Source organism: Pseudomonas sp. 32_A (assembly GCF_017490905.1).
Classification (GTDB): domain Bacteria; phylum Pseudomonadota; class Gammaproteobacteria; order Pseudomonadales; family Pseudomonadaceae; genus Aquipseudomonas; species Aquipseudomonas inefficax.
Window position 1 is genome coordinate 22,665 of the sequence record NZ_JAFGYI010000022.1, and the last position, 25,905, is coordinate 48,569.

At 61.4% G+C, this 25,905-nt stretch carries 24 protein-coding genes; 5 read left to right on the top strand and 19 right to left on the bottom strand.

The window, feature by feature from the left end; genetic code table 11:
• Positions 1 to 93 precede the first annotated feature (93 nt).
• Both fabA and fabB read left to right on the top strand, forming a co-directional pair.
• Entirely contained in the window at positions 94 to 609 is a 516-nt protein-coding gene (fabA, locus tag J5M58_RS15090; RefSeq protein ID WP_112252975.1) for a 3-hydroxyacyl-[acyl-carrier-protein] dehydratase FabA, read from the top strand.
• Between the two features lie 11 nt (positions 610 to 620).
• Positions 621 to 1,841, top strand: coding sequence for a beta-ketoacyl-ACP synthase I (gene fabB, locus J5M58_RS15095; RefSeq protein ID WP_207878615.1), 1,221 nt, complete (start codon positions 621 to 623; stop codon positions 1,839 to 1,841).
• A 176-nt stretch (positions 1,842 to 2,017) separates the two neighbouring features.
• Here the strand turns inward: fabB and J5M58_RS15100 are convergent, their stop codons facing one another.
• Entirely contained in the window at positions 2,018 to 3,019 is a 1,002-nt protein-coding gene (locus tag J5M58_RS15100) for an amidohydrolase family protein (protein WP_112252976.1), read from the bottom strand.
• Between the two features lie 116 nt (positions 3,020 to 3,135).
• On the opposite strand from J5M58_RS15100, the gene J5M58_RS15105 reads away from it, so the two are divergent.
• Positions 3,136 to 3,999 carry a pirin family protein gene (locus tag J5M58_RS15105; protein WP_207878616.1) on the top strand — a complete coding sequence of 288 codons (864 nt, stop codon included), beginning with the start codon at positions 3,136 to 3,138 and terminating at the stop codon, positions 3,997 to 3,999.
• 114 nt (positions 4,000 to 4,113) lie between these two features.
• On the opposite strand, the gene J5M58_RS15110 is transcribed toward J5M58_RS15105, so the two are convergent.
• From J5M58_RS15110 to J5M58_RS15125, 4 genes are all read right to left on the bottom strand, one after another.
• A complete protein-coding gene (locus J5M58_RS15110) occupies positions 4,114 to 4,839 on the bottom strand; it encodes a dienelactone hydrolase family protein (protein ID WP_112252978.1) in 726 nt (241 codons plus the stop codon).
• 79 nt (positions 4,840 to 4,918) lie between these two features.
• Positions 4,919 to 6,823 (bottom strand): molecular chaperone HtpG, encoded by a 1,905-nt coding sequence (gene htpG / locus J5M58_RS15115; protein ID WP_112252979.1) that lies wholly within the window; start codon positions 6,821 to 6,823, stop codon positions 4,919 to 4,921.
• Positions 6,824 to 6,893: 70 nt separating this feature from the next.
• The gene (locus J5M58_RS15120) at positions 6,894 to 7,376 is read right to left on the bottom strand and encodes a PaaI family thioesterase (RefSeq protein ID WP_112252980.1); all 483 of its coding nucleotides are present in this window, start codon (positions 7,374 to 7,376) and stop codon (positions 6,894 to 6,896) included.
• On the bottom strand, positions 7,373 to 7,849 hold the full coding sequence (locus J5M58_RS15125; RefSeq protein ID WP_112252981.1) for a PaaI family thioesterase: 477 nt from the start codon (positions 7,847 to 7,849) through the stop codon (positions 7,373 to 7,375). The genes J5M58_RS15120 and J5M58_RS15125 overlap by 4 nt, the downstream gene beginning before the upstream one ends.
• A gap of 153 nt (positions 7,850 to 8,002) precedes the next feature.
• On the opposite strand from J5M58_RS15125, the gene J5M58_RS15130 reads away from it, so the two are divergent.
• Positions 8,003 to 8,296, top strand: coding sequence for a hypothetical protein (locus tag J5M58_RS15130; RefSeq protein ID WP_015271093.1), 294 nt, complete (start codon positions 8,003 to 8,005; stop codon positions 8,294 to 8,296).
• Between the two features lie 67 nt (positions 8,297 to 8,363).
• Here J5M58_RS15130 and J5M58_RS15135 read toward each other — a convergent pair whose 3' ends face one another.
• The 11 genes from J5M58_RS15135 to sdhC form a co-directional block, all read right to left on the bottom strand.
• The gene (locus J5M58_RS15135; RefSeq protein WP_112252982.1) at positions 8,364 to 9,113 is read right to left on the bottom strand and encodes a DUF599 domain-containing protein; all 750 of its coding nucleotides are present in this window, start codon (positions 9,111 to 9,113) and stop codon (positions 8,364 to 8,366) included.
• A 311-nt stretch (positions 9,114 to 9,424) separates the two neighbouring features.
• The gene (brnQ, locus tag J5M58_RS15140; protein WP_112252983.1) at positions 9,425 to 10,738 is read right to left on the bottom strand and encodes a branched-chain amino acid transport system II carrier protein; all 1,314 of its coding nucleotides are present in this window, start codon (positions 10,736 to 10,738) and stop codon (positions 9,425 to 9,427) included.
• 481 nt (positions 10,739 to 11,219) lie between these two features.
• The gene (gene sucD / locus J5M58_RS15145; RefSeq protein WP_004376004.1) at positions 11,220 to 12,104 is read right to left on the bottom strand and encodes a succinate--CoA ligase subunit alpha; all 885 of its coding nucleotides are present in this window, start codon (positions 12,102 to 12,104) and stop codon (positions 11,220 to 11,222) included.
• Entirely contained in the window at positions 12,104 to 13,270 is a 1,167-nt protein-coding gene (gene sucC / locus J5M58_RS15150; RefSeq protein ID WP_003254205.1) for an ADP-forming succinate--CoA ligase subunit beta, read from the bottom strand. Before sucC ends, sucD begins: the two co-directional genes overlap by 1 nt.
• Before the next feature lie 172 nt (positions 13,271 to 13,442).
• Positions 13,443 to 14,879 carry a dihydrolipoyl dehydrogenase gene (gene lpdA / locus J5M58_RS15155; protein WP_003254207.1) on the bottom strand — a complete coding sequence of 479 codons (1,437 nt, stop codon included), beginning with the start codon at positions 14,877 to 14,879 and terminating at the stop codon, positions 13,443 to 13,445.
• Positions 14,880 to 14,972: 93 nt separating this feature from the next.
• Positions 14,973 to 16,193 carry a 2-oxoglutarate dehydrogenase complex dihydrolipoyllysine-residue succinyltransferase gene (gene odhB, locus J5M58_RS15160; protein WP_207878618.1) on the bottom strand — a complete coding sequence of 407 codons (1,221 nt, stop codon included), beginning with the start codon at positions 16,191 to 16,193 and terminating at the stop codon, positions 14,973 to 14,975.
• Positions 16,194 to 16,235: 42 nt separating this feature from the next.
• Positions 16,236 to 19,067 (bottom strand): 2-oxoglutarate dehydrogenase E1 component, encoded by a 2,832-nt coding sequence (locus tag J5M58_RS15165; protein ID WP_112252985.1) that lies wholly within the window; start codon positions 19,065 to 19,067, stop codon positions 16,236 to 16,238.
• A gap of 245 nt (positions 19,068 to 19,312) precedes the next feature.
• Positions 19,313 to 20,017 (bottom strand): succinate dehydrogenase iron-sulfur subunit, encoded by a 705-nt coding sequence (locus J5M58_RS15170; RefSeq protein ID WP_028690457.1) that lies wholly within the window; start codon positions 20,015 to 20,017, stop codon positions 19,313 to 19,315.
• 11 nt (positions 20,018 to 20,028) lie between these two features.
• Positions 20,029 to 21,801, bottom strand: a complete 1,773-nt coding sequence (sdhA, locus tag J5M58_RS15175; protein WP_112252986.1) for a succinate dehydrogenase flavoprotein subunit — start codon at positions 21,799 to 21,801, stop codon at positions 20,029 to 20,031.
• Positions 21,802 to 21,804: 3 nt separating this feature from the next.
• Entirely contained in the window at positions 21,805 to 22,173 is a 369-nt protein-coding gene (gene sdhD, locus J5M58_RS15180; protein WP_003254214.1) for a succinate dehydrogenase, hydrophobic membrane anchor protein, read from the bottom strand.
• Positions 22,167 to 22,553: a succinate dehydrogenase, cytochrome b556 subunit gene (gene sdhC, locus J5M58_RS15185; protein ID WP_012315350.1), complete on the bottom strand. Its 387-nt coding sequence runs from the start codon at positions 22,551 to 22,553 to the stop codon at positions 22,167 to 22,169. Before sdhC ends, sdhD begins: the two co-directional genes overlap by 7 nt.
• A gap of 352 nt (positions 22,554 to 22,905) precedes the next feature.
• On the opposite strand from sdhC, the gene gltA reads away from it, so the two are divergent.
• Positions 22,906 to 24,195, top strand: coding sequence for a citrate synthase (gene gltA / locus J5M58_RS15190; protein ID WP_016711651.1), 1,290 nt, complete (start codon positions 22,906 to 22,908; stop codon positions 24,193 to 24,195).
• Positions 24,196 to 24,375: 180 nt separating this feature from the next.
• On the opposite strand, the gene J5M58_RS15195 is transcribed toward gltA, so the two are convergent.
• From J5M58_RS15195 to J5M58_RS15205, 3 genes are all read right to left on the bottom strand, one after another.
• Entirely contained in the window at positions 24,376 to 24,981 is a 606-nt protein-coding gene (locus J5M58_RS15195) for an START domain-containing protein (RefSeq protein WP_112252987.1), read from the bottom strand.
• Between the two features lie 32 nt (positions 24,982 to 25,013).
• Positions 25,014 to 25,268, bottom strand: a complete 255-nt coding sequence (locus J5M58_RS15200; RefSeq protein WP_025339973.1) for a YkgJ family cysteine cluster protein — start codon at positions 25,266 to 25,268, stop codon at positions 25,014 to 25,016.
• Between the two features lie 129 nt (positions 25,269 to 25,397).
• Positions 25,398 to 25,889, bottom strand: a complete 492-nt coding sequence (locus J5M58_RS15205) for a hypothetical protein (RefSeq protein WP_112252988.1) — start codon at positions 25,887 to 25,889, stop codon at positions 25,398 to 25,400.
• Positions 25,890 to 25,905 lie beyond the last annotated feature (16 nt).

Consider the following 25,905-nt stretch of genomic DNA (forward strand, 5'->3'; position numbering starts at 1 on the left):
AGTCTACCTGTAGGCTGCCGCCCCGGACGCGATGCGTATCGGGCCGGCCGGGAAGATTCATCCCCTGCCGCAGGGGGTTATTGAGGAGCTCGCATGACCAAACAACACGCCTTTACTCGGGAAGACCTGCTGCGCTGCAGTCGCGGTGAGCTGTTCGGCCCAGGTAATGCGCAACTGCCCGCGCCGAACATGCTGATGGTCGATCGCATCACCCATATCAGCGAAGAAGGCGGCAAGTACGGCAAAGGTGAATTGGTCGCCGAGCTGGATATCAATCCGGACCTGTGGTTCTTCGCCTGCCACTTCGAAGGCGACCCGGTAATGCCAGGCTGCCTGGGCCTCGACGCCATGTGGCAGCTGGTAGGTTTCTTCCTCGGCTGGCAGGGCCTGCCAGGCCGCGGTCGCGCCCTGGGTTCGGGCGAGGTGAAGTTCTTCGGCCAGGTACTGCCGCAAGCCAAGAAAGTCACTTACAACATTCACATCAAGCGCGTCCTGAAGGGCAAGCTGAACATGGCCATCGCCGATGGCTCGGTCAGCGTCGACGGCCGCGAGATCTACACTGCCGAAGCCCTGCGGGTCGGCGTGTTCACCTCCACTGACAATTTCTAAGGGTTATTCGCATGCGCCGCGTCGTTATCACTGGTCTGGGCATCGTATCGTGCCTGGGCAATGACAAAGCTACCGTCACCGAAAACCTGCGCAACAGCCGTCCGGGTATCCGTTACAACCCGGAATACAAGGAAATGGGGCTGCGTAGCCAGGTTTCCGGGTCCATCGACCTCAACCTCGAAGAACTGATCGACCGCAAGGTCTACCGCTTCGTCGGCCACGCTGCTGCCTACGCCTACCTGGCGATGCAGGATGCGATCAAGGACGCTGGCCTGACCGAAGAGCAGGTTTCCAACCCGCGTACCGGCCTGGTGGCTGGCTCCGGCGGCGCCTCGACCCTGAACCAGATGGAAGCGCTGGACACCCTGCGCGAAAAAGGCGTCAAGCGCGTCGGCCCGTACCGCGTTACCCGCACCATGGGCAGCACCGTTTCGGCGTGCCTGGCCACCCCGTTCAAGATCAAGGGCATCAACTACTCGATCTCGTCGGCCTGTGCCACTTCGGCGCACTGCATCGGCACCGCCCTGGAGCAGATCCAGTGGGGCAAGCAGGACATCGTCTTCGCCGGTGGCGGTGAAGAAGAGCACTGGAGCCAGTCGTTCCTGTTCGATGCCATGGGCGCCCTGTCGACCAAGCGCAACGAAACCCCGGAACTGGCCTCGCGCGCCTACGACGCCGACCGTGATGGCTTCGTCATCGCCGGCGGTGGCGGCATGGTAGTGGTCGAGGAACTGGAACACGCCCTGGCCCGTGGCGCCAAGATCTACGCGGAAATCGTCGGCTACGGCGCCACTTCCGACGGCTACGACATGGTTGCCCCGAGCGGCGAAGGTGCCATCCGCTGCATGCAGCAGGCGCTGTCGACCGTCGACACTCCGATCGACTACCTGAACACCCACGGTACTTCCACCCCGGTCGGTGACGTTGCCGAGATCAAGGGTGTTCGCGAAGTGTTCGGCGCCAATGCACCGAAGATCAGCTCGACCAAGAGCCTGTCGGGTCACTCGCTGGGTGCTGCGGGCGTGCACGAGGCAATCTACTGCCTGCTGATGATGGAAAACAACTTCATCGCCGGCTCCGCCAACATCGACGAGCTGGACCCGGAGGTCGCCGACCTGCCGATCCTGCGCAAGACCGAAGAAAACGCCAAGGTCGATACGGTCATGAGCAACAGCTTCGGCTTCGGCGGCACCAACGCCACCCTGGTGCTCAAGCGCTGGGAAGGCAAGTAAGACGCTGCAGCGGTAAACGAAAACGCCCCGACTGGTTCGGGGCGTTTTCATTTGTTTCGCCTGTACCGGCCCTTTCGCGGGTAAACCCGCTCCCACAGGTACAGCACCGGTTTCAAGAACAGCGCGATCCCTGTGGGAGCGGGTTTACCCGCGAAAGGGCCAGCACAAGCGAAATGCTATTGCTTGGGCAACACATCCAGAAAGTTATCCCTGGCCACCTTGTTGGCAACTTGTTCCGGCAATGCATCCAGAAACGGCCTGAACCCGTGCATCTGCTCCCCAAGGCTTCCAAACCGCCCTACCACATCCGAACCCAGCATGAACCGCTCCGGGAAGTTCTCGACCAATGCCAGCCACTCCTTGCGCGGCACGCCCCGGTCATCCAGCAGATAGGGCTCCAGTACGCTCCACGACAAATCGATATAAAGATTCGGATAATCTTCCAGCAACCGCGTCAGCACCGGCAGCAGAAAGTCCATCTGTGTCTGGTGCCGGTGAATCTCCATGCTGCTGCCGGCATGCGCCCAGATGAACCGCGTGTGCGGGTGATTGCGCAGCGGCTCTTCGATCTCGGCAAGGTACAGCGGGTTGCGCTCGCGCTTGGAGGTAATGTTGGAATGCAGCAACACCGGCAAGTCGCGCTCGGCCGCCAGGTGGTAGATACGCGTCATGGCTTCGTTGTTGGCGCGCGGCGTTTCGCCCGTGGTCAGCGCGGTCAGGTCATCGTGGCGGGTGAACACCTCGCCAATGCCCTGCCACAGGCCCGGGTACAGATCGAGCATGCGCTCGATATGGCTGACGGCATTCTTGTCGACCGGGTTGAAGCCGGTCAGGAATGGATGAAAGCGTTTACGCTGCGCCTCCGGCAACTGCTGCAGCGCCGCAGCCACATAGGTATCGGTGGCGCTGTACCAGTAGGCATCGGCGTCATCGCCGGCGTAATAGCGGGGGCGCTTGGGCTCGTCTTCATGCCACTTCTTGGCCACCGGCACGCCGGAAATCATCGACTGCTCGATACCGGCGGCGTCCATGGCCTGGATCAGCGCGGGCATGCCTTCGCTTTCCTGAAAGAAGTCGACGTAGTGCAGGTGGGCATCACTGTAGCGGTAGTCGCGCGCCTGCGCCGCCTGGCACAGCGAGGCGGATAACAGCACGCAGGCAAGCGCTCTGGCGATCATGGGGCAGGTCCTTCTTCGGCTACGAACCCAATAGACCGGCCGACAAACGAGACGGTTCAGCCGGGGCGGGCAAACCGCTATGCTTTGGGCATTTCCACCTTGCCTGGAGCTTTCCCATGAGCAGCCCACTGGTCATCCGCCCACGTGCCGAATCGGTCGAGGGCCAGCCGATCCTGCGCCCGCTGCCGTCGGCCCAGTGCCGCAGCGTCGGCCCGTTCGTGTTTTTCGACCACATGCTCGAAACCGACTATGCCCCGGGGCATGGCATGGACATCCGCCAGCACCCACATATCGGCCTGTCGACCCTTACCTACCTGTTCGAAGGGGCAATCCTGCACAAGGACAGCCTCGGCTCCGCGCAGCGGGTGCTGCCGGGCGACGTCAGCTGGATGACCGCAGGCAGCGGCGTGGCCCATGTCGAGCGCACGCCTGAAGATGCCCTGGCCCACGGCTCACGCCTGCATGGGTTGCAGGTATGGCTGGCATCACCGCGCGAGCATGAACAGGGCTCGGCGAGCTACAGCCACCACCCGGCGGCCAGCCTGCCGGTCAGTGACAGCCTGGGGGTGCGCATCTGCATGATTGCCGGCAGCGGGTTCTGCCTGGAATCGCCGGTGCCAGTGCTGTCCCCTACCCTTTACGCGCACGTACAGATGCAGCCGGCGACCACGCTACTGGTGCCCAACGAGCATGCGCAGCGGGCGCTGTACCTGCTCGATGGTGAGCTGGTGATGAATGACGAGGATGTGGAACCGTGCAGCCTGGTGGTCCTGCCGGAGGGTGAAGAGCTGACGCTGTATGCGCAAGGTGAGTGCCAGCTGGTGCTGATTGGCGGCGCACCACTGGACGGGCCACGGCGGATGAACTGGAATTTTGTCGCCAGTGATGTGGAGCTGATCGAACAGGCCAGGGCCAAGTGGGCTGCGGGGGACTGGCCGGTGGTGCCGGGGGAAACTTCGAGGATCGAGCTGCCCAGGTAATTTTGGGGCTGCTTTGCAGCCATCGCCGGCAAGCCAGCTCCCACAGGTACGGCGCTGTCTTCACTGTGGGAGCTGGCTTGCCGGCGATGGGCCGCACAGCGGCCCCCTGCAATCTCAGCGCTGGAACACTTCGGTCAGCAGGTTATGCATCGAGCGGAACGCCCGCTCCGAGGTGCGCCGGTCATATTGCATCTTGCCCGGCACATTGGCATTCGGGTCGGTAAACGAGTGCACCGCCCCGCCATAGCTCAGCAACTGCCAATCCACCTTGGCCGCGTTCATCTCTTCTTCGAACGCCGGCAATTGCTCCTTCGGCACCAGCGGATCAGCAGCGCCGTGCAGCACCAGCACCGAGCCCTTGATGCGCTTGGCATCTTCAGGGTTCGGCGTGTCCAGCGTGCCATGGAACGACACCGCCGCGCGCAGATCAGCACCGCTACGGGCCAGCTCCAGGGCACAGCAGCCACCAAAGCAGAAACCGAACGTGGCTACCTTGCCCGGCTCCAGCAACGCCTTCGACTGCCCCAGCAACTGCGCCAGGGCTTCCTGCATGCGCCTGCGCAGCTCGCCACGGTCATTCTTCAACGGCATCATCGCCGCGCCGGCCTCGTCGGCGTTCGACGGGCGCAGCGATTGCCCGTACAGGTCGGCAATCAGTACCACATAGCCCTTCTCGGCCACTTCCTTGGCGATGCGCTCGGCCCCTTCGCCAATACCCATCCAGTTCGGCGCCATCACCAAACCAGGGCGGCCCAGCGCACCCGGCTCATAGACCAGGCGGCTTTCGTAGGTCTTGCCGGACAGGTGATAAACCAGCGATTCGACGATTACTTTGCTCATCAAGCACTCCTTTGGCACTCGTCATCAATATGCTCGCCATGAAAAAAGCCCGCCGAAGCGGGCTTTCCTCTGCATCAACTCAAGCAGACAGCTCGACCAGTAGCTTGTTCAGGCGACGAACGTAGGCCGCCGGGTCCTTCAAGCTGTCACCGGCCGCCAGGGCCGCCTGATCGAACAGGATGTGCGACAGCTCGGCGAAGCGGTCTTCGCTCTGCTCGTTGTCCAGCTTCTCGATCAGCGGGTGAGTCGGGTTGAACTCGAAGATCGGCTTGGACTCCGGCACCTTCTGCCCGCTGGCTTCGAGGATCTGGCGCATCTGCAGGCCCAGGTCCTGTTCGCCTATGGCCAGGATCGCCGGCGAGTCGGTCAGTCGGTGCGACACGCGCACTTCGGCCACGCTGTCACCCAGCGCGCCCTTCAGGCGCTCGACCAGGCCTTCCTTGTCCTTGGCGACTTCCTCCTGGGCCTTCTTGTCTTCTTCCGAATCCAGCTTGCCCAGGTCCAGGTCGCCACGGGCGACGTCGACGAAGGCCTTGCCGTCGAACTCGTTGAGGTAGCTCATCAGCCACTCGTCGATACGGTCGGTCAGCAGCAGCACTTCGATGCCTTTCTTGCGGAAGACTTCCAGGTGCGGGCTGTTCTTGACCTGCGCATACGACTCGCCGGTGAGGTAGTAGATCTTGTCCTGGCCTTCCTTGGCGCGGGCCAGGTAGTCGGCCAGGGCGACGCTCTGCTCGCCGCTGTCGTCCTGGGTGGACGCGAAGCGCAGCAGGCCGGCGATCTTTTCCTTGTTGGCGAAGTCTTCGGCCGGGCCTTCCTTCAGCACCTGGCCGAAGTTCTTCCAGAAGCCCTTGTACTTCTCGGGCTCGTTCTTCGCCAGCTTCTCCAGCATGTCCAGTACGCGCTTGGTCAGCGCGGTCTTCATCGAGTCGATGATCGGGTCTTTCTGCAGGATTTCACGCGACACGTTCAGCGACAGGTCGTTGGAATCGACCACACCCTTGATGAAGCGCAGGTACAGCGGCAGGAACGACTCGGCCTGGTCCATGATGAACACGCGCTGCACGTACAGCTTCAGGCCGCGTGGTGCTTCGCGCTGGTACAGGTCGAAAGGCGCGCGGGCCGGCACGTACAACAGCGAGTTGTATTCGAGCTTGCCTTCGACCTTGTTGTGGCTCCACGCCAGCGGGTTCTCGAAGTCATGGCCGATGTGCTTGTAGAACTCCTGGTACTCCTCGTCCTTGATTTCGGTACGCGGACGGGTCCACAGGGCGCTGGCACGGTTGACGGTTTCCCACTCTTCGGCCGGCTGTTCTTCGCCTTCGGCGGCAGCTTGCTCTTTCGGCAGCTGGATCGGCATGGCGATGTGGTCGGAGTACTTCTTGACCACGTTGCGCAGGCGCCAGCCATCGGCGAACTCCTGCTCGTCCTTCTTCAGGTGCAGGACAATGCGGGTGCCACGCTGTGGCTTGTCGATGGTGGCGACTTCGAACTCGCCCTCGCCTTTCGACGACCAGTGCACGCCTTCGGCGGCCGGCTGGCCGGCACGGCGGCTGTACACGTCAACCTTGTCGGCGACGATGAACGCGGAATAGAAGCCCACACCGAACTGGCCGATCAGGTGCGAGTCCTTCTTCTGGTCACCGGTGAGGTTCTTCATGAAGTCGGCAGTGCCGGACTTGGCGATGGTACCCAGGTGGGCGATGACGTCTTCGCGGCTCATGCCGATGCCGTTGTCCTCGAGGGTCACGGTACCGGCGTCCTTGTCGAAGCTCAGGCGGATCTTCAGGTCGGCGTCGCCCTCGAACAGCTCTGGCTTGGCCAGGGCCTCGAAGCGCAGCTTGTCGGCGGCGTCGGAGGCGTTGGAGATCAATTCACGCAGAAAGATCTCCTTGTTCGAATACAGGGAATGGATCATGAGGTGCAGCAGCTGCTTCACCTCGGTCTGGAAGCCCAGCGTTTCTTTTTGAGTCTCCACACTCATGGTCTTCAAAACTCCGATCTGATGGCAGTAGGCGCCTGGCGGCCGGCTTGGCCTGCGTTAGCGGCGGATGTCACTCAGATGGGGGCTGCCCGGATGATTTCAAGGGCTTTTCCGGCTCGATCTTGAAATGCGCGCGGGCTGTGGCAATCGGCGACTGCCTGTCACCCTGCCAGGCGGTGATCGCCACATTGGTCACCCGCCGGCCCTGGCGCCATAGCTGGCACTGGGCGTAGGTATCGCGAAAGTGACCGGCGCGCAGGTAATCGATGGAAAAATCGATGATTTTCGGGATGCTTGCGCTCTCGCTGAAGATCAGCAGGTACAGCGCTGCCGACAGCTCCATGAAGCCCGCGATCACACCGCCGTGGATGGCCGGTAGCAGCGGGTTGCCGATGTTGTCCTGGCTGGCCGGCAGGCGGAACAGCAGGTCATCGCCTTCGCGCTCGCATTCGATGCCGATCAGGCCGGCATAGGGGATCAGCGCCAGTAATGGCCGATAGTCCCCCACCGCGTGGGCGGCGTTGAGCTGTTGGCGAACCTCGTGCGGAATCATGCCCCGCCCTCCTTCAGGTTGTTGCCGAAGCGGATGCCACCCTTGATCTCCTGGCCCAGGCGCATGAACGTGCCCACCACCTGGCAGATCGGCTGGGCAGGGTCGTCCTGGTAGGCCGTGCCACGGGTGAAGATCACGTCGCGGGTGACCCGGTAGCACTGGGCATGGCCGTAGATTTCCTTGCCGGCCTCGGCCGGGTGCATGTAGTCGATGCGCAAGTCCAGTGTCGGGCACACTTCGAAGCGCGGCAACACGCACAGCGTGGCCATGCCGCAGGTGGTATCCATCAGCGTGGTCAGCGCGCCGCCATGTACGGCGCCGCTCTGCGGGTTACCCACGATGGCCGGTGACCAGGGCAGCACCAGGGTCATGCCATCGGCATTGGCATGCGCCACGCGCATTTGCAACAACTGACAATGTTTCAGGGCCGAGAGAAAACGCTCGGCCATCGCCATCAAGGTTGAATCGCTCATTGGCTGTTTCCTGCACGTTGCCGCAGCGGCATAAAAACGTTAAAAAGTCTATATAGAACGGTGCGTTATATAAGTGTAATCTTCGCGGAACTTATTCCGCGTAGTTGCACTCGAAGGAACAAGTCACTTATTCCACCAAGGAGAAATACCCCCATGCGTAAACCTTTTGCTTTTGCTCTGATGCTGGCTGCTGCCATGGGCCTGGCCGCTTGCGATAAAGCGAGCGAAGACAAAGCCCAAGACGCACAGCAACACGCCGAGCAAGCCCAGGAAAAAGCGGGCGAAGCTCAGGATAAGATGAACGAGGCCGCCAAGGAAAACGCCGAAGCCGCCAAAGATCAGGCCGAAGCCGAGCAGAAGGCCGCCGAAGAAGCCGCTCCGGCTACTCCGGCTCCGGAAGCCGCTCCAGCCACCCCAGCTGCTCCAGCCGAACCTGCCAAGCAGTAATCGGCGAAAACAAGAAAACCCGACATTGTCGGGTTTTTTTGTGCCTGAAACTTGGAGGTTAAACGTTTCAGGTGCCAGAGGCGGCGGTTTCCTTTGCGGGTTCGATCGAAACACTTTCGGTAGGTGTGAACACCATCACATCCAACACGTCCGAATGGAACTCGCGGCGATAAAGAATCAGCACTACCCCGACACTCATGCCCATGAACAACCACGGGCTGATGAACCAGCTCAACATGGCCATGCCAAAGTAATAGGAACGCAGACCCAAGTTGAACTGGTTGGCAGCAAGCGACAACACCCGCGCCGCCCGCGAGGCGAATGCCTTGCGCTCCAGTTCATTGACCAGCCGCTCACCGATCATTGGCGCCGACCCCACCAGTACTGCAGCGAAGTTGTATTGGCGCATGCACCAGCTGAAGGTGAAAAAGGCGTAGACGAATACCATGGCCAGGCACAGTAGCTTGATCTCGGACATGCCCTGGGAGGTCTGCTGCACCAGCGGCAGGTCGGCCAGCAGTGACAACGCCCGGTCGGAGGCCCCGAGCACGGTGAGGATACCGGCGAGAATGATCAGCGTGCTGGAGGCGAAGAACGAGGCGTTGCGCTCGAGATTGCCGATCACGCTGGCGTCGGCAATGCGGTTGTCGCGCAACAGCATGCGGCGCATCCAGTCTTCGCGGTACAGGTGCAGCACGCTGGCCAGGCACGCGGTGTCGCGGCCCTTCCAGATGGCATAGCGGGTATAACCGCCCCAGCACAGGGCGAACCAGGCGATGGCCAACAGGTTGTTCAAGTTGCTTTGGATGAAATTCATGCAGGATTCCCGGGAGGGCCAGATACCTGAAGGATAGGGACCGGATTTCGACGCTGGCAAGCGGCAAAAGGCACACATCCATCCAGATATTTGCACTGCTCATCCCGGCCTCTTCGCGGGCGCGCCCGCTCCCACAGGTACAGCGCCAATTCTGAGGTTTGCGCTTAACCTGTGGGAGCTGGCTTGCCGGCGATAGGGCCAGTACAGGCAAACAAAAAGCCCCGCATCCTCTCGGACACGGGGCTTTGAAGCTTCCACCCTTGGCGAGCACCCTTCGGCTTGTGGCCGGCGCTGCCCTCAGGCTTCGACTATCAGGCCAGCGCTTCGCGCGGCTTGCCAAGCATGCGATCGCAGGCCACGGCGCCAACCAGGGTCACCACCGAAGGCACCAGCCAGGCCAGGCCTTGGTCGCTCAGTGGCAGGTGGGCCATGAAGTCCGGCAACACGTGGGCAATGCTGCTGCCCTTGATCGCATCGACCATGCCGAACAGCAGCGACACCAGCATCACTGGCGCCAGGATGCGGGTTGGCGAGTTCCACAAGTCCTTCACGAAGCTCAGCCCGACCACCACGATGCACGGCGGGTAGATCGCGGTGAGCACCGGGATCGAGAACATGATCAGCTTGGTCAGGCCAAGGTTGGAGATCAGCAGCGAGAAGCCCGCCAGGATCACCACCAGTGCGCGGTACGACAGCGGCAGAACCTGGCTGAAGTACTCGGCGCAAGCACAGGTCAGGCCAACCGCTGTCACCAGGCAGGCCAGCGCGATCAGCACGGCGAGGAAGCCGCTGCCCAGCGAGCCGAAGGTGTGCTGCACATAGGCATGCAGTACCGCCGCGCCGTTGGTAGCGTCAGCCGCGATGTCGTGGCTGGTTGCCCCCAGGCGGAACAGGCTGATGTACACCAGGGCCAGGCCGACACCGGCGATCAGGCCGGCGATGATGGCATAGCGGGTAATCAGCTTCGGCGACTCGACACCGCGCGAGCGGATGGCGTTGACGATGACGATACCGAACACCAAGGCACCCAGCGTGTCCATGGTCAGGTAACCATCGGAGAAGCCCTTGGAGAACGCTGCGGCGGCATAGGCCGGCTGCGCTTCACCGATGGTGCCGGCAGGCAGCGCGAATGCGGCGATGCCCAGTACCGCCAGGGCGATGATCTTCAATGGCGCCAGGAAGCGGCCCACGGTGTCGAGCAGCTTGCCCGGGTACATGGACACGGCCAGTACCACGAGGAAGTAAACCAGGCTGTAGATGAACAGCGCCAGCGGGCTTTCACCGGTCAGCGGCGCAACGCCCACTTCGAACGATACGGTCGCGGTGCGCGGGGTGGCGAACAGCGGGCCGACCGAGAGGTAGCACACGGCCGCCAGCAGGCCACCGAAGAACTTGCCGATCGGGCTGCTCAGGGCGTCCATGCCGCCACCGACCTTGGCCAGGGCGACCACGGTGATGACCGGCAGGCCCACGGCGGTAACCAGGAAGCCGAGAGCCGCCATCCATACGTGCGGACCAGACTGCAGACCAACGATAGGCGGGAAGATGATGTTGCCAGCGCCCACGAAAAGCGCAAACGTCATAAAGCCAAGCGCCAGGATATCCTGGCCTTTGAGAACTTTCATTTAAGGTAGTACCACACTGCTGAAATCGGGATTCGAGAGGGGATTTCCCTTTGGATGAGGGGAAATGCTGCCCGGCTTGATAGGCCAGACCCGTTTAGCGTGTCGTTCCCTTTTGGGGCACGGGCACAGAGTGAACGCGTAATGTAACTGTTTTGTCAGTCAAACGCACTGGCACAGTGCTGCTTGTCCGATGTGCGTACATGTTTGTCGTCTGTGCGACCGAGGACAGCGAGAATTATCCCAGTATTGGGAAGTTCGTCTGCGTGAAAATTCCTATCAAACTCATCGAAAAATCCATGTTGCCTGTACTGGCCTCTTCGCGGGTAAACCCGCTCCCACAGGTGCTTCGCAATTCTCAAGGTTATTGATTTCCTGTGGGAGCGGGTTTACCCGCGAAGAGGCCGCCACAGGAATACCCAGCCCCAGAAACGACAAAGGCCACCCGAAGGTGGCCTCTGTGCGCGTGGGGGGTGTAGCAGTATTACTTCTTGACTTCCCAGCCAGTCAGCTCGGCCAGGGCCTTGCCGATGTCAGCCAGGGAACGCACGGTCTTCACACCAGCGTCCTGCAGAGCGGCGAACTTCTCGTCCGCAGTGCCCTTGCCGCCAGAGATGATGGCGCCAGCGTGGCCCATGCGCTTGCCCGCAGGTGCGGTAACACCGGCGATGTAGGAAACGACAGGCTTGGTGACGTTGGCCTTGATGTAGGCCGCAGCTTCTTCTTCAGCCGAACCGCCGATCTCACCGATCATGACGATCGCTTCGGTCTTCGGGTCTTCCTGGAACAGCTTCAGGATGTCGATGAAGTTGGAGCCCGGGATCGGGTCACCGCCGATGCCGACGCAGGTCGACTGGCCAAAGCCGGCGTCGGTGGTCTGCTTCACAGCTTCGTAGGTCAGGGTGCCGGAACGCGAAACGATACCGACCTTGCCTGGCAAGTGGATGTGGCCTGGCATGATGCCGATCTTGCACTCGCCCGGGGTGATGACACCTGGGCAGTTAGGGCCGATCAGGGTCACGCCCAGTTCGTCGCACTTGACCTTGGCATCCAGCATGTCCAGGGTAGGAATGCCTTCGGTGATGCACACGATCAGCTTGATGCCGCCGAAGGCAGCTTCCAGGATCGAGTCCTTGCAGAAAGGAGCCGGAACGTAGATGACCGAAGCGTCAGCGCCGGTAGCTTCCACAGCTTCTTTCACGGTGTTGAACACTGGCAGGCCCAGGTGGGTGGTGCCACCCTTGCCTGGGGTTACGCCGCCGACCATCTTGGTGCCGTAGGCGATGGCCTGTTCGGAGTGGAAAGTACCCTGCGAGCCGGTGAAGCCCTGGCAGATGACTTTGGTGTCTTTATTGATCAGGACGCTCATTACTTGCCCTCCGCAGCTTTGACAACTTGTTGAGCAGCGTCGGTCAGGCTGGTTGCCGCAATGATGTTCAAACCGCTTTCTGCCAGTACTTTAGCGCCCAGTTCGGCGTTGTTGCCTTCAAGGCGAACGACGACCGGCACTTTGACGCCGACTTCTTTCACTGCACCGATGATGCCTTCGGCAATCATGTCGCAGCGAACGATGCCGCCGAAGATGTTGACCAGGACGGCCGCGACATTGCTGTCGGACAGAATGATCTTGAACGCTTCGGTAACGCGCTCTTTGGTAGCACCACCACCAACGTCGAGGAAGTTGGCCGGCTTGCCGCCGTGCAGGTTGACGATGTCCATGGTACCCATGGCCAGGCCGGCACCGTTGACCATGCAGCCGATGTTGCCTTCGAGGGCAACGTAGTTCAGTTCGAACTTGGCAGCGTGGGCTTCACGAGCGTCGTCCTGCGACGGGTCGTGGAAGGTTTTCAGCTTGGGCTGACGGTACATGGCGTTGGCGTCGATGTTGATCTTGGCATCGAGGCAGTGCAGGTCGCCGTCGGCCTTGATCACCAGCGGGTTCACTTCCAGCAGGGCCAGGTCGTGATCCTTGAACAGCTTGGCCAGACCCACGAAGATCTTGGCGAACTGTTGAACTTGCTTGCCTTCCAGGCCCAGCTGGAATGCCAGCTCGCGACCCTGGAACGGCTGAGCGCCGACCAGCGGGTCGATGGTGGCCTTGAGGATTTTCTCAGGCGTTTCGTGAGCGACTTTCTCGATGTCCACGCCACCTTCGGTGGAAGCCATGAACACGATACGGCGGCTCGAACGATCGACTACAGCGCCCAGGTACAGCTCTTTGGCGATGTCAGTGCAGGATTCGACCAGAATCTTGGAGACGGGTTGACCGTTGGCATCGGTCTGGTAGGTAACCAGATTCTTGCCCAACCACTGTGCAGCGAACGCCTTGGCGTCTTCTTTGCTGCGAACCAGCTTGACGCCGCCCGCCTTGCCGCGACCACCCGCGTGAACCTGGGCTTTTACCACCCACTCGTTCCCGCCGATCTTGTCGCAGGCTTCTGCAGCTTGCTCAGGGGTATCGACAGCGAAACCCTTGGAAACTGGCAGGCCGTATTCAGCGAACAGCTGCTTACCCTGATACTCGTGAAGATTCATGCTTTTTACCGTCTTCGTTAGGTACTGCGCTTCGGCGCTGCGCCATCACTGGCGCCGCACCACCTGTGACCGTTGACCCCGGGTTTTCCCGTGTGATCCGGTCCGGCGGACTTTCCGCGGTGAGTCATGCACGCAAGACTCACGACGGGCAGCCCGCCGTGGTTTCTTATAATTAACGCTTCTTACGGTTGGCCACGTGAATGGCGCCGCCATTCACCGCCAGCGCTGCTTCATGCAACGCTTCGGACAGGGTCGGATGGCTGAAGACCATCATGCCCAGGTCCTCGGCACTGGTGCCGAATTCCATTGCGATTGCGCCCTGCTGCACCAGTTCGGCAGCCGATGGGCCAATCACGTGTACACCCAGGACGCGGTCGGTCTTGGCATCGGCGATGACCTTGACGAAACCACCGGTGTCGTTGGCAGCCATCGCACGGCCGCTGGCCGCGAACGGGAAGGTGCCCACGTTAACCTCAACGCCTTCGGCCTTCAAGGCCTGTTCGGTCTTGCCGACCCACGCGATTTCCGGGTGGGTGTAGATGACCGACGGGATCAGGTCGTAGTTCATCTGGGCCTTGTGGCCCTTGATGCGCTCGACCACCATGATGCCCTCTTCCGAGGCCTTGTGGGCCAGCATCATGCCGCGGACCACGTCACCGATGGCATAAACGCCAGGAACGCTGGTAGCGCAGTAGTCGTCGACGAAGATGTAGCCACGCTCGTCGATGGTCACGCCGCTGTCGGCAGCCAGCAGATCGGTGGTCACAGGGCGACGGCCGACCGCGACGATCAGCTTGTCGAAGGTGATCTTCTGCTCGCCCTCGGCGTTGGTGTAGGTCACTTCGACTTCGTTGCCGTTGACTTTCGAGCCGGTGACGCGCGCGCCCAGCTTGATATCCAGACCTTGCTTGGTCAGGGTCTTCTGGGCTTCTTTCGACACGGCGGTGTCGGCAGCCATCAGGAAGGTGTCCAGGGCTTCAAGCACGGTGACTTCAGCACCCAGGCGAGCCCATACCGAGCCCAGTTCCAGGCCGATAACGCCAGCACCGATAACACCCAGACGCTTCGGCACGGCCTGGAATTCCAGGGCGCCGGTGGAATCGACGATGACGTTCTGGTCGACCGGAGCCGGTGGAATGTCGATCGGGCGCGAGCCGGAAGCCAGGATCACGTTCTCGGCTTCGATGACTTCGGTAGTGCCGTCAGCCTTGGTGACTTCGACTTTCTTGCCGGCCAGCAGCTTGCCGTGGCCCTGGATCGAAGTAACGCCGTTGGCCTTGAACAGGGTGGCAACGCCACCGGTCAGGTTCTTGACGATGCCGGCCTTGCGGCCAACCATCGCAGCGACGTCCATCTTCACTTCGCCAGTGGAGATACCGTGGACGTTGAAGCTCTCTTTGGCTTCCTTGTATTTCCAGGAGCTGTCCAGCAGCGCCTTGGAAGGAATGCAACCTACGTTCAGGCAGGTGCCGCCCAGGGCCAGCTTGCCCTCGGCGTCGGTGTATTTCTCGATACAGGCAGTCTTCAGACCAAGTTGTGCGGCCTTGATGGCAGCCACATAGCCGCCAGGACCTGCACCAATCACCACTACGTCGAATTTCTGGGTCATAAAAGATTCCTTATCAGCTACAAGCTACAAGCCGCGAACCGCGCGGCATGGCTTCCTGCGAAGCCAGGGCCGGCACGGTACGCAGCCAGAGGGTTAGATGTCCAGCAGCAGGCGAGACGGATCTTCCAGCAGGTTCTTGATGGTGACCAGGAAGGTTACCGCTTCCTTGCCGTCGATCAGGCGGTGATCGTACGACAGCGCCAGGTACATCATCGGGCGAATCACCACCTGGCCATTGATGGCCATCGGGCGCTGGATGATGTTGTGCATGCCGAGAATGGCGGCCTGCGGCGGGTTGACGATCGGGGTCGACATCATCGAACCGAAGGTACCACCGTTGGTGATGGTGAAGGTGCCGCCGGTCATCTCTTCGATGGCCAGCTTGCCGTCACGGGCCTTCTTGCCGAAGGTGGCGATGCCGTTCTCGATTTCCGCCAGGCTCATCGACTCGGCGTTACGCAGTACCGGTACCACCAGGCCACGGTCGCTGGACACGGCAACGCCGACGTCGGCGTAGCCGTGGTAGACGATGTCGTTGCCGTCGATCGAGGCGTTGACAGCCGGGAAGCGCTTCAGGGCTTCGGTGGCAGCCTTGACGAAGAACGACATGAAGCCCAGGCGTACGCCATTGTGGGTCTTCTCGAACAGGTCCTTGTACTTCGAACGCAGGGCCATGACTTCGGTCATGTCGACTTCGTTGAAGGTGGTCAGCATGGCCATGTTCGACTGGGCTTCGACCAGACGCTCGGCGATCTTGGCGCGCAGGCGGGTCATCGGCACACGCTTCTCGGTGCGGTCGCCAGCGGCAACCACAACCGGGGCAGCAGCGGCAGCGGCGGCAGGCTTGGCAGCTGCAGCAGGCGCCGACTTCTTGTTGGCGACGGCAGCGACGACGTCTTCCTTGGTGATGCGACCACCTTTGCCGGTGCCGGCAACGGAAGCCAGGTCGATGCCGTTTTCTTCAGCCAGCTTGCGCGCGGCCGGGGCGGCAACCGGGTCTTCTTCGCCAGCGTCGGCAGCAGCGCCAGCCGGGGCAGCAGCGGCCGGGGCGGCAGCAGGTGCAGCGGCAGCAGCACCGCCTTCAACGATCGAACCCAGCACTTCGTCGGACAGGACGGTGTCGCCCTCGCCCTTGACGATGGCACCCAGCACGCCGTCGGCGGTGGCCAGTACTTCCAGGACGACCTTGTCGGTCTCGATGTCGACGATCAGCTCGTCACGCTTGACTGCATCGCCCGGCTGCTTGTGCCAGGTGGCAACGGTGCCATCGGCAACCGATTCCGGGAAGGTTGGGGCTTTGATCTCGATAGCCATTATCTGTGTTTCCTTAAATTCGGTTTCAGGTGCGCGAAGGCATTAAACAGTGAAGGCGTCTTGCAGCAGTTTTTCCTGCTGTTCGGCGTGCTTCGATGCGTAACCACAGGCTGGCGCGGCGGAAGCGTCGCGGCCGGCGTATTCCAGGACCAGTGCCTTGTTGTGGCGGCCCAGGATACGGCGCATGTGGTGCTGGCTGCTGTACCAGGCGCCCTGGTTCATCGGCTCTTCCTGACACCAGACTGCATGCTTGAGGTTGGTGTAAGGCGCCAGGATTTCGACCAGGTCGTCCTCAGGGAACGGATACAGCTGCTCGATACGCACGATGGCGATGTCTTCGCGGCCTTCGGCACGGCGTTTTTCCAGCAGGTCGTAGTAAACCTTGCCGCCGCACAGGACCAGGCGTTCGACCTTGGCCGGATCGAGGCTGTCGATTTCCGGGATCACGGTCTGGAACGAGCCTTCTGCCAGCTCTTCCAGGGTCGAGATGGCCAGCTTGTGGCGCAGCAGCGACTTCGGCGTCAGCACGATCAGCGGCTTGCGCAGCGGCCGGATGACCTGGCGACGCAGCAGGTGGTAGATCTGGGCCGGGGTGGTCGGTACGCAGACCTGGATGTTGTGCTCGGCGCACAGCTGCAGGTAACGCTCCAGGCGCGCGGAGGAGTGCTCCGGGCCCTGCCCTTCATAACCGTGGGGCAGCAGCATGGTCAGGCCACACAGACGGCCCCACTTGTGCTCGCCGCTGGTGATGAACTGGTCGATCACCACTTGCGCACCGTTGGCGAAGTCACCGAACTGGGCTTCCCAGATCACCAGCGCGTTCGGCGTGGTGGTCGAGTAGCCGTATTCGAAGGCCAGTACCGCTTCTTCCGACAGGAAGGAGTCGTACAGTTCGAACTGTGGCTGGCCCGGGAACAGGTTCTTCAGCGGTACGTAGGTGCTGGCGTCCTTCTGGTTGTGCAGCACCGCGTGACGGTGCGAGAAGGTGCCACGGCCGATGTCCTGGCCGGTCATGCGGATCGGGTGACCTTCGAACTGCAGGGTGGCGTAGGCCATGGTCTCTGCATAACCCCAGTTGATCGGCAAGCCACCGGCCTGCATCTTCTGGCGGTCTTCGTAGATCTTGGCGACCTGGCGCTGGACGACGAAACCTTCCGGGATCTCCAGCAGCTTGGCCGACAGTTCCTGCAGGGTCTTGAGGTCGAAGCGGGTGTCGTGACGCGCGGTCCAGGCATGGCCCAGGTACGGACGCCAGTCGACGAACAGCTCGCGGTTCGGCTCCTTGACCAGGCTCTTCACCACATGCAGGCCGTTGTCCAGCGCGTTGCGGTACTCGTCGATCTTGGCCTGGGCGCGCTCGGCATCGATGCGGCCGGCCTGGATCAGTGCCTCGGCATACAGTTCACGAGTCGTGCGCTGCTTGCTGATCTGCTGGTACATCAACGGCTGGGTGCCGTTCGGCTCGTCGGCCTCGTTGTGGCCGCGACGGCGGTAGCAGACCAGGTCGATGACCACGTCACGCTTGAACTGCATGCGGTAGTCGATGGCCAGCTGGGTCACGAACAGTACGGCTTCCGGGTCGTCGCCGTTCACGTGCAGGATCGGCGCCTGGATCATCTTGGCAACGTCGGTGGCGTACTCGGTGGAGCGCGCGTCCAGCGGGTTGCTGATGGTGAAACCAACCTGGTTGTTGATCACGATGTGCACGGTGCCGCCGGTCTTGAAACCGCGGGTCTGCGACATCTGGAAGGTTTCCATGACCACGCCCTGGCCGGCGAACGCTGCGTCGCCGTGGATCGAGATCGGCAGCACCTTGTCGCCAACGGTGTCGTTGCGGCGGTCCTGACGGGCGCGCACCGAACCCTCGACCACTGGGGAGACGATTTCCAGGTGGGACGGGTTGAACGCCATGGCCAGGTGCACTTCGCCACCCGGGGTCATCACGTTCGAGGAGAAGCCCTGGTGATACTTCACGTCACCGGAGCCCAGCTCGTTCATCTTCTTGCCTTCGAACTCGTCGAACAGCTCGCGCGGGTTCTTGCCGAAGGTGTTGACCAGCACGTTCAGGCGGCCACGGTGGGCCATGCCGATGACGACTTCCTTGGTGCCGTAGGAACCGGAACGCTGGATCATCTCGTCCAGCATCGGGATCAGGCTTTCGCCGCCCTCGAGGCCGAAACGCTTGGTGCCCGGGTACTTGGTGCCCAGGTACTTCTCAAGGCCTTCACCGGCGGTCACGCGCTCGAGCAGGTGGGCCTGCACGTCAGCGGAAAACTCCGGACGGCCGCGCACGCTTTCCAGGCGCTGCTGGAACCAGCTGCGCTGCTCGGAATCGACGATGTGGGTGAACTCGGCGCCAATGGTGCGACAATATGTCTTCTGGAGCGCCTCGAAGATCTCGCGTAGGCTCGCTTCCTCTTTGCCGATGAACAGGTCGCCGGCACGGAAGGTCGTATCAAGATCGGCATTGGTCAAGCCGTAGTGATTGATCGACAGGTCTACGGGCGCAGGACGCTGCCACAACCCCAACGGGTCGAGCTTGGCAGCCTGATGGCCGCGCATACGATAGGCCTGGATCAGTCGCAGAACTTCAACCTGCTTCTTCTCGTGTTCACTGCTCACGCTCCCGGCGGATACCGGTTGGGCGCGGCGCTGGTTCTTTGCCAGCAGTACGAAATGGTCGCGGATTGTCGAGTGCGATACATCGGTAGCGGTGCTGCCGTCGGCGGGCAACTTCTGGAAGTAGGTGCGCCACTCTTCTGGCACAGCGTTAGGGTCGTGCAGGTAGAGCTCATAAAGCTCTTCCACATATGCAGCGTTACCACCTGAAAGGTGGGCGCTTTCCCACATGCGCTGCATCACGCTTTCTTGCATGCTTGGTCACCCTCGGTTAGGGGACTGATCGGCGAGAGCCACAGCAAACCTGGAAAAGTCCGAAAACAGCGACTGAACCACGCCACCTGGATCCTGCTGATTTTCCGGGTACCAGCCCGGAAAGCCCCTGCTGGTCTCATATCTTCATAGGTATGAACGCAGGCTTTGTGGGCCCTTGTTCGGGTTTTACCTCAGTGCGGGCTCACCACCCGCACCTCGGCTTACTGCAGGTACAACACTTTGTATCAGGTGCCGCTTTGCAGCAGCATGTTACGTACGTGGCCGATTGCCTTGGTCGGGTTCAGACCTTTCGGGCAAACGTTGACGCAGTTCATGATCCCGCGGCAGCGGAATACGCTGAACGGGTCATCCAGCGACGCCAGGCGCTCCTGGGTCTTGGTGTCACGGCTGTCGGCCAGGAAGCGGTAGGCCTGCAGCAGCGCGGCGGGGCCCAGGAACTTGTCCGGGTTCCACCAGAACGACGGGCAGGAGGTCGAGCAGCAAGCGCACAGGATGCACTCGTACAGGCCGTCCAGCTTGTCGCGATCTTCCGGCGACTGCAGGCGCTCGATGGCCGGCGCCGGAGTATCGTTCTGCAGGAACGGCTTCACCTTCTCGTACTGCTTGTAGAAGATGCTCATGTCGACGACCAGGTCACGAATGACCGGCAGGCCCGGCAGCGGGCGCAGAACCAGCTTGTTGCCCTTCACCACCGCCGACAGCGGGGTGATGCAGGCCAGGCCGTTCTTGCCGTTGATGTTCATGCCATCGGAACCGCAAACGCCTTCACGGCACGAGCGACGGTAGGAGAAACCTTCGTCCTGCTCTTTGATCAGTGCCAGCACGTCCAGCACCATCAGGTCCTTGCCGCCGGTATCGACCTGGAAGGTCTGCATCTTTGGCGCCGAATCGGTGTCCGGGTTGTAACGATAAACTTCGACTTGCAACATAGCGGCCATCCTCAGTAAGTCCGGACTTTTGGTTCGAAGGCTGGAACAGTCTTCGGCGCAAAGTTGACGCCACGCTTGGCGACGCGCTTCTCACCCGGGTAGTACAGGGTGTGGCACAGCCAGTTTTCGTCGTCACGGTCTTCGAAGTCTTCACGGGCGTGAGCGCCGCGGGACTCTTTACGGGCTTCGGCCGCAATGGCGGTAGCTTCGGCGACTTCCAGCAGGTTCTGCAGCTCCAGCGCTTCGATACGCGCGGTGTTGAAGGCCTGGGACTTGTCGTTGATCTTGACGTTGGCGATACGGTCACGCAGACCGGCCAGTTGCTCGATACCCTTCTGCATGTATTCGCCAGTACGGAATACACCGAAGTAGTTCTGCATGCAGCTCTGCAGCTCGCGCTTCAGGCTGGCAACGTCTTCACCGGTGGTGCGCTCGTTCAGCTTGTTCAGGCGGTTCAGGGCAACATCGACGTCGGTGTCGCTGGCATCGCGGTATTCCACGCCTTCGGTCAGCGCCTTCTCCAGGTGCAGGCCGGCGGCACGGCCGAACACCACCAGGTCGAGCAGCGAGTTGCCGCCCAGGCGGTTGGCACCGTGTACCGATACGCACGCCACTTCACCTACGGCGAACAGGCCCGGGATGATGTGATCGTTGCCTTCGGCGTCCATGGTGATGGCCTGGCCATGAATGTTGGTGGCAACGCCGCCCATCATGTAGTGGCAGGTCGGGATGACCGGCACCGGCGCGACCACAGGGTCGACGTGGGCGAAGGTCTTGGACAGTTCGCAGATACCTGGCAGGCGGCTGTGCAGCACTTCCTCGCCCAGGTGGTCCAGCTTCAGCAGTACGTGGTCCTTGTTCGGGCCCACGCCGTTGCCGGCGATGATTTCCTTGACCATGGAACGGGCGACCACGTCGCGGCCGGCCAGGTCTTTCGCGTTCGGCGCATAACGCTCCATGAAGCGCTCGCCGTGGGCGTTGATCAGGTAGCCACCCTCACCGCGGCAACCTTCGGTGACCAGTACACCGGCGCCGGCGATGCCGGTCGGGTGGAACTGCCACATTTCGATGTCCTGCACCGGCACGCCGGCACGCAGGGCCATGCCCACGCCGTCACCGGTGTTGATCAGGGCGTTGGTGGTGGAGGCGTAGATACGGCCGGCACCGCCAGTGGCCAGCACGGTGGCCTTGGACTTGATGTACAGGGTCTCGCCGGTTTCGATGCAGATCGCGATCACGCCAACGAATGCGCCGTCCTGGTTCTTCACCAGGTCAACTGCGTAGTACTCGTTGAGGAAAGTGGTGCCGGCTTTCAGGTTGCCCTGGTACAGGGTGTGCAGCAGCGCGTGACCGGTACGGTCGGAAGCGGCGCAGGTACGGGCAGCCTGGCCACCCTTGCCGAAGTCCTTGGACTGACCACCGAACGGACGCTGGTAGATACGACCGGTTTCGGTACGCGAGAACGGCAGGCCCATGTGGTCCAGCTCGAAGACCGCAGCCGGGCCTTCCTGACACATGTATTCGATAGCGTCCTGGTCACCGATGTAGTCGGAGCCCTTGACGGTATCGTACATGTGCCAGCGCCAGTCGTCGTTCGGGTCGGCCGAAGCGATGGCGCAGGTGATGCCGCCCTGGGCGGATACAGTGTGCGAACGGGTCGGGAAGACCTTGGTGACCACGGCAGTCTTGTGGCCGCCTTGAGCCAGCTGCAGCGCAGCGCGCATGCCGGCGCCGCCGCCACCGATGATGATGGCGTCGAAGGAAATGGTTGGAATGCTAGCCATGGATCAGATACCCCAGAGAATCTGCACACCCCAGACGAAGTAAGCGAACATCGCAACGCCGCATACCGCCTGGAACAGGAAACGAATCGCAGTTGCCGACTTGCCGAACGACATTGGCGTCAGGTAGTCGGTCGCAATGGTCCACATGCCGACCCAGGCGTGAGCGCCCAGGGCAACGAGGGCCAGCAGACTGAAGATCCGCATCGCGTTGTTGGAGAACAGACCATGCCACTGGGTGTAGTCGATGCCTGGGTGGGCGACCACGTAGCCGATCAGGAAGAGGAAGTAAGCCGCGAGAACGACCGCAGAAACGCGCTGCGCCATCCAGTCATAGAGGCCCGAACGCGACAGGTTCGTGACATTGGTTACCATACCCAAACTCCCACCAGAACGATCAGCACCACGGAGATGACGATCACGATTTTCGAGCCCAGCTTGCCGCCTTCCAGCGTCTCACCGATGCCCATGTCCATGATCAGGTGACGTACACCTGCCACGAGGTGATAAAGCAGGGCGGACAGCAGGCCCCAGGTCACGAATTTGGCCAGCGGGCTGGTCAGACACGCCTTCACCTCACCGAAGCCTTCCTCGGAACCCAGCGACTTGCCCAGTGCATAAAGCATGATGGCAAGGCCGAGGAACAGGATGACGCCGGAGATACGATGCAGGATGGACGTGTACGCAGTGACGGGGAGCTTGATGGTCCTTAGGTCTAGGTTTACAGGTCGTTGGCTTTTCACGGCTTTTTTCACACTGAAGAGCCCCTAGCGAATCAGGGCAAAGTTGTTGGTAAGTGTACTGGTCAGGTACCCACCACCCAGGGAACGGCGACCCCCAGCAGTTCGGGCTTGCAAGCCCCTGGCGGTCGGGTTGCGAGTATAGACAGTTAGGCTGCTTATGACAACGTGACGGGGTAGCCCAAATAGCGCATTGCCTTTAGCTTGCAAAAGGCGTAAATGGGCGAGAATTTCGCGAAAAATCAGGCCTCAATGCCTGTTTCAACAAGCCTTTAGGCAAATTGACATCTGAATTTATCCCTCTATAGTGGTGCGGGCCCTGCGTGGGGGGTCTGTCTGATGATTTCAAGCATTAATAGGAGGCCACATGGCTGACAAAAAAGCGCAGTTGGTCATCGAGGGCGCTGCCCCCGTCGAGCTGCCCATTTTAACCGGCACCGTTGGTCCTGATGTAATCGACGTCCGCGGGTTGGGGGCCACTGGTCACTTCACCTTCGACCCTGGTTTCATGGCGACTGCCTCGTGCGAGTCGAAGATCACCTACATTGACGGCGACAAAGGTATCCTGCTGCACCGCGGCTACCCGATCGAGCAACTCGCCGAACAGTCCGACTACCTCGAAACCTGCTACCTGCTGCTCAACGGCGAACTGCCGAATGCCGAGCAGAAGGCCCAGTTCGTCAGCACCGTGAAGAACCACACGATGGTTCACGAGCAGCTGAAGTCCTTCTTCAACGGCTTCCGCCGCGACGCCCACCCGATGGCGGTGATGTGCGGCGTGGTCGGCGCCCTGTCGGCGTTCTATCACGACTCCCTGGACATCAATAACCCGCAACACCGCGAAATTTCCGCGGTGCGCCTGGTCGCCAAGATGCCGACCCTGGCCGCGATGGTTTACAAGTACTCCATGGGCCAGCCGATGATGTACCCGCGCAACGACCTGTCGTACGCGGAAAACTTCCTGCACATGATGTTCAACACCCCGTGCGAGATCAAACCGATCAGCCCGGTGCTGGCCAAGGCGATGGACCGGATCTTCATCCTCCACGCCGACCACGAGCAGAACGCCTCCACTTCTACCGTTCGTCTGGCCGGTTCGTCGGGTGCCAACCCGTTCGCCTGTATCGCCGCCGGCATCGCCGCACTGTGGGGCCCGGCCCACGGCGGTGCGAACGAAGCGGTACTGACCATGCTCGATGAAATCGGCGATGTCTCCAACATCGACAAGTTCATCGCCAAGGCCAAGGACAAGAACGACCCGTTCAAGCTCATGGGCTTCGGTCATCGCGTGTACAAGAACCGCGACCCGCGCGCCACCGTGATGAAGCAGACCTGCGACGAAGTCCTGCGCGAACTGGGCATCAAGAACGACCCGCAGCTGGAACTGGCCATGCGCCTGGAAGAGATCGCCCTGACCGATCCGTACTTCATCGAGCGCTCGCTGTACCCGAACGTCGACTTCTACTCGGGGATCATCCTCAAGGCGATCGGCATTCCGACCAGCATGTTCACCGTTATCTTCGCCCTGGCACGTACCGTGGGCTGGATCTCGCACTGGAAAGAAATGCTCTCCAGCCCGTACAAGATCGGCCGCCCGCGCCAGCTGTACACCGGCGAGCAGAAGCGCGACATCGTTGCACTGCAGGATCGCAAGTAAGCGTTGATCGCCGAACGCAAGAAGGCTGCCCTCGGGCAGCCTTTCTTATTTCTGCTTTCCTGTGCCGGCCTCTTCGCGGGTAAACCCGCTCCCACAGGGCCCCCACAGGCCCGCAGATCTGTGGAGATCCTGTGGGAGCGGGTTTACCCGCGAAGAGGCCAGTACAGACAGTACAATGCCTCAGTTTTTCTCAGCCCGCTCCCGCAACCCTTTCAGGGTATTGAACGGCGCATCCACCACGAACTTGTTGGCCACCATCGCCGGCACGCTACCGCCCGGCTCGGTGTGTACCTGATAGGTCACTTCCGTGCTGTCACCCTTGGGCACCAGTTTCCAGAAGCCTTCGACCTTCGCGACCCGCACAAAGCCCTTCTCTTCCGGGATATAGGTCGGCTCTTCCTTCAGGTTGCGCACCAGGCTGCCATCAGCCCCCTTGACCGTGGTCACATGCAACACCGAGTCCCGCGGCGTCACCGGCCATGGCGTATTGAACTGGGTGTAGGTCCAGCTCTGATCACCTTCGTGCTTGAGCAGCTTCTGCGACTTGCATTCGTGAATCCAGGCACAAGCCCCGGCCACGTCCTCCTGCAACGCCTGCACCTTGGCCAGCGGCGCCTTGATCAAGGTGACGCCTTGATAGGCCTTGTACTTGGAACCGGCCACTTCGCTGAGGGAAACCTTGATCCCCTCCTCGTCCTTGGCCACCTGCCAGTTTTCGGCCCAGGCCGCAGGCGACAGCAGAACACCCATGCCACACAGCAGTGCAATACGCTTGAACGATCTCATCATGTTTATCCTTGTTGTCGAAGATCCAGCTGTCACGCCGCCGTCATCTGCTCCCACCAACCGAGAATCCTGATGGCCTCGTCACGGTCACTGCCGCACACCTCGACATCCGCCTTGAAACCGCCACACACTGCCGGCCGCTCGGGCTTGCCGAACAGGTCGCAGAGGTTGTCGACGGTCAGGTGCAGGCAGCGCTCGCCAGCCGGCTTGCCATTGGGCATGCGCGGCATCGCAGAGGTGATGGACGGGGCGATGCAGCAGGCACCACAACCCTCACGGCAATTCATGGCTATTCACCAAATCAGGACTCCCTGGAACAAAACGGGACGAACGTCCCTGGATAGTAACCGCTCAAACAGGCGTTTGAAATTGCTGGCATGATGAAATCTGCCGTGACCCGGCAGTCAGTTCACCGGCTACTGGCGGTACTCGAAATCGATGGCCGCCCCTTCCACGTCGCGACGGCTGTCATTGCGCAGCTGCAGCTGCATTTCGTTGCTGATCAACCGGCCATTGAGCTGGAACGGGCTGTCACTGGTCTCCGGCTTTTCAGTGAACATGGGCGGCAGCAAAGGTTTGCGTCGCTGTATCGGCGAAGGGCTGCCCACATTCGGCTCAAGGTTATCGACCATGTCGGCCGGCAGGCTGAGGTCAAGCTTCGCCTTGGGTAGCGGCTGGGCAATCTCCTTGCTCACCGGCTTGCGTGCCGCCCTGGCCTTGCTGCTACCGGTTTTTTTTGCCGCCTGCTTGTGCGCAGGCCTGGCTGCAGCCTTCTGCGCCGGCTTGGCTTTCTGCACCGGCTTGGCCGCCTGCGCCTGGCCTGCCGGCTGCGCAGCCTGGGCAACACCAGCCAGGCTGCACAGCGGTACAAGACACAGAATCAGGGCAAAACGGCGCAAAGCATTCATGGCAAATGGACAGGCT

What these genes read in the sequence shown, in the direction of transcription:
- fabA (WP_112252975.1), top strand. Translation starts at nt 94, where the DNA reads ATGACCAAACAACACGCCTTTACTCGGGAAGACCTGCTGCGCTGCAGT.
- fabB (WP_207878615.1), top strand. Translation starts at nt 621, where the DNA reads ATGCGCCGCGTCGTTATCACTGGTCTGGGCATCGTATCGTGCCTGGGC.
- J5M58_RS15100 (WP_112252976.1), bottom strand. Translation starts at nt 3,019, where the DNA reads ATGATCGCCAGAGCGCTTGCCTGCGTGCTGTTATCCGCCTCGCTGTGC.
- J5M58_RS15105 (WP_207878616.1), top strand. Translation starts at nt 3,136, where the DNA reads ATGAGCAGCCCACTGGTCATCCGCCCACGTGCCGAATCGGTCGAGGGC.
- J5M58_RS15110 (WP_112252978.1), bottom strand. Translation starts at nt 4,839, where the DNA reads ATGAGCAAAGTAATCGTCGAATCGCTGGTTTATCACCTGTCCGGCAAG.
- htpG (WP_112252979.1), bottom strand. Translation starts at nt 6,823, where the DNA reads ATGAGTGTGGAGACTCAAAAAGAAACGCTGGGCTTCCAGACCGAGGTG.
- J5M58_RS15120 (WP_112252980.1), bottom strand. Translation starts at nt 7,376, where the DNA reads ATGATTCCGCACGAGGTTCGCCAACAGCTCAACGCCGCCCACGCGGTG.
- J5M58_RS15125 (WP_112252981.1), bottom strand. Translation starts at nt 7,849, where the DNA reads ATGAGCGATTCAACCTTGATGGCGATGGCCGAGCGTTTTCTCTCGGCC.
- J5M58_RS15130 (WP_015271093.1), top strand. Translation starts at nt 8,003, where the DNA reads ATGCGTAAACCTTTTGCTTTTGCTCTGATGCTGGCTGCTGCCATGGGC.
- J5M58_RS15135 (WP_112252982.1), bottom strand. Translation starts at nt 9,113, where the DNA reads ATGAATTTCATCCAAAGCAACTTGAACAACCTGTTGGCCATCGCCTGG.
- brnQ (WP_112252983.1), bottom strand. Translation starts at nt 10,738, where the DNA reads ATGAAAGTTCTCAAAGGCCAGGATATCCTGGCGCTTGGCTTTATGACG.
- sucD (WP_004376004.1), bottom strand. Translation starts at nt 12,104, where the DNA reads ATGAGCGTCCTGATCAATAAAGACACCAAAGTCATCTGCCAGGGCTTC.
- sucC (WP_003254205.1), bottom strand. Translation starts at nt 13,270, where the DNA reads ATGAATCTTCACGAGTATCAGGGTAAGCAGCTGTTCGCTGAATACGGC.
- lpdA (WP_003254207.1), bottom strand. Translation starts at nt 14,879, where the DNA reads ATGACCCAGAAATTCGACGTAGTGGTGATTGGTGCAGGTCCTGGCGGC.
- odhB (WP_207878618.1), bottom strand. Translation starts at nt 16,193, where the DNA reads ATGGCTATCGAGATCAAAGCCCCAACCTTCCCGGAATCGGTTGCCGAT.
- J5M58_RS15165 (WP_112252985.1), bottom strand. Translation starts at nt 19,067, where the DNA reads ATGCAAGAAAGCGTGATGCAGCGCATGTGGGAAAGCGCCCACCTTTCA.
- J5M58_RS15170 (WP_028690457.1), bottom strand. Translation starts at nt 20,017, where the DNA reads ATGTTGCAAGTCGAAGTTTATCGTTACAACCCGGACACCGATTCGGCG.
- sdhA (WP_112252986.1), bottom strand. Translation starts at nt 21,801, where the DNA reads ATGGCTAGCATTCCAACCATTTCCTTCGACGCCATCATCATCGGTGGC.
- sdhD (WP_003254214.1), bottom strand. Translation starts at nt 22,173, where the DNA reads ATGGTAACCAATGTCACGAACCTGTCGCGTTCGGGCCTCTATGACTGG.
- gltA (WP_016711651.1), top strand. Translation starts at nt 22,906, where the DNA reads ATGGCTGACAAAAAAGCGCAGTTGGTCATCGAGGGCGCTGCCCCCGTC.
- J5M58_RS15195 (WP_112252987.1), bottom strand. Translation starts at nt 24,981, where the DNA reads ATGAGATCGTTCAAGCGTATTGCACTGCTGTGTGGCATGGGTGTTCTG.
- J5M58_RS15200 (WP_025339973.1), bottom strand. Translation starts at nt 25,268, where the DNA reads ATGAATTGCCGTGAGGGTTGTGGTGCCTGCTGCATCGCCCCGTCCATC.
- J5M58_RS15205 (WP_112252988.1), bottom strand. Translation starts at nt 25,889, where the DNA reads ATGAATGCTTTGCGCCGTTTTGCCCTGATTCTGTGTCTTGTACCGCTG.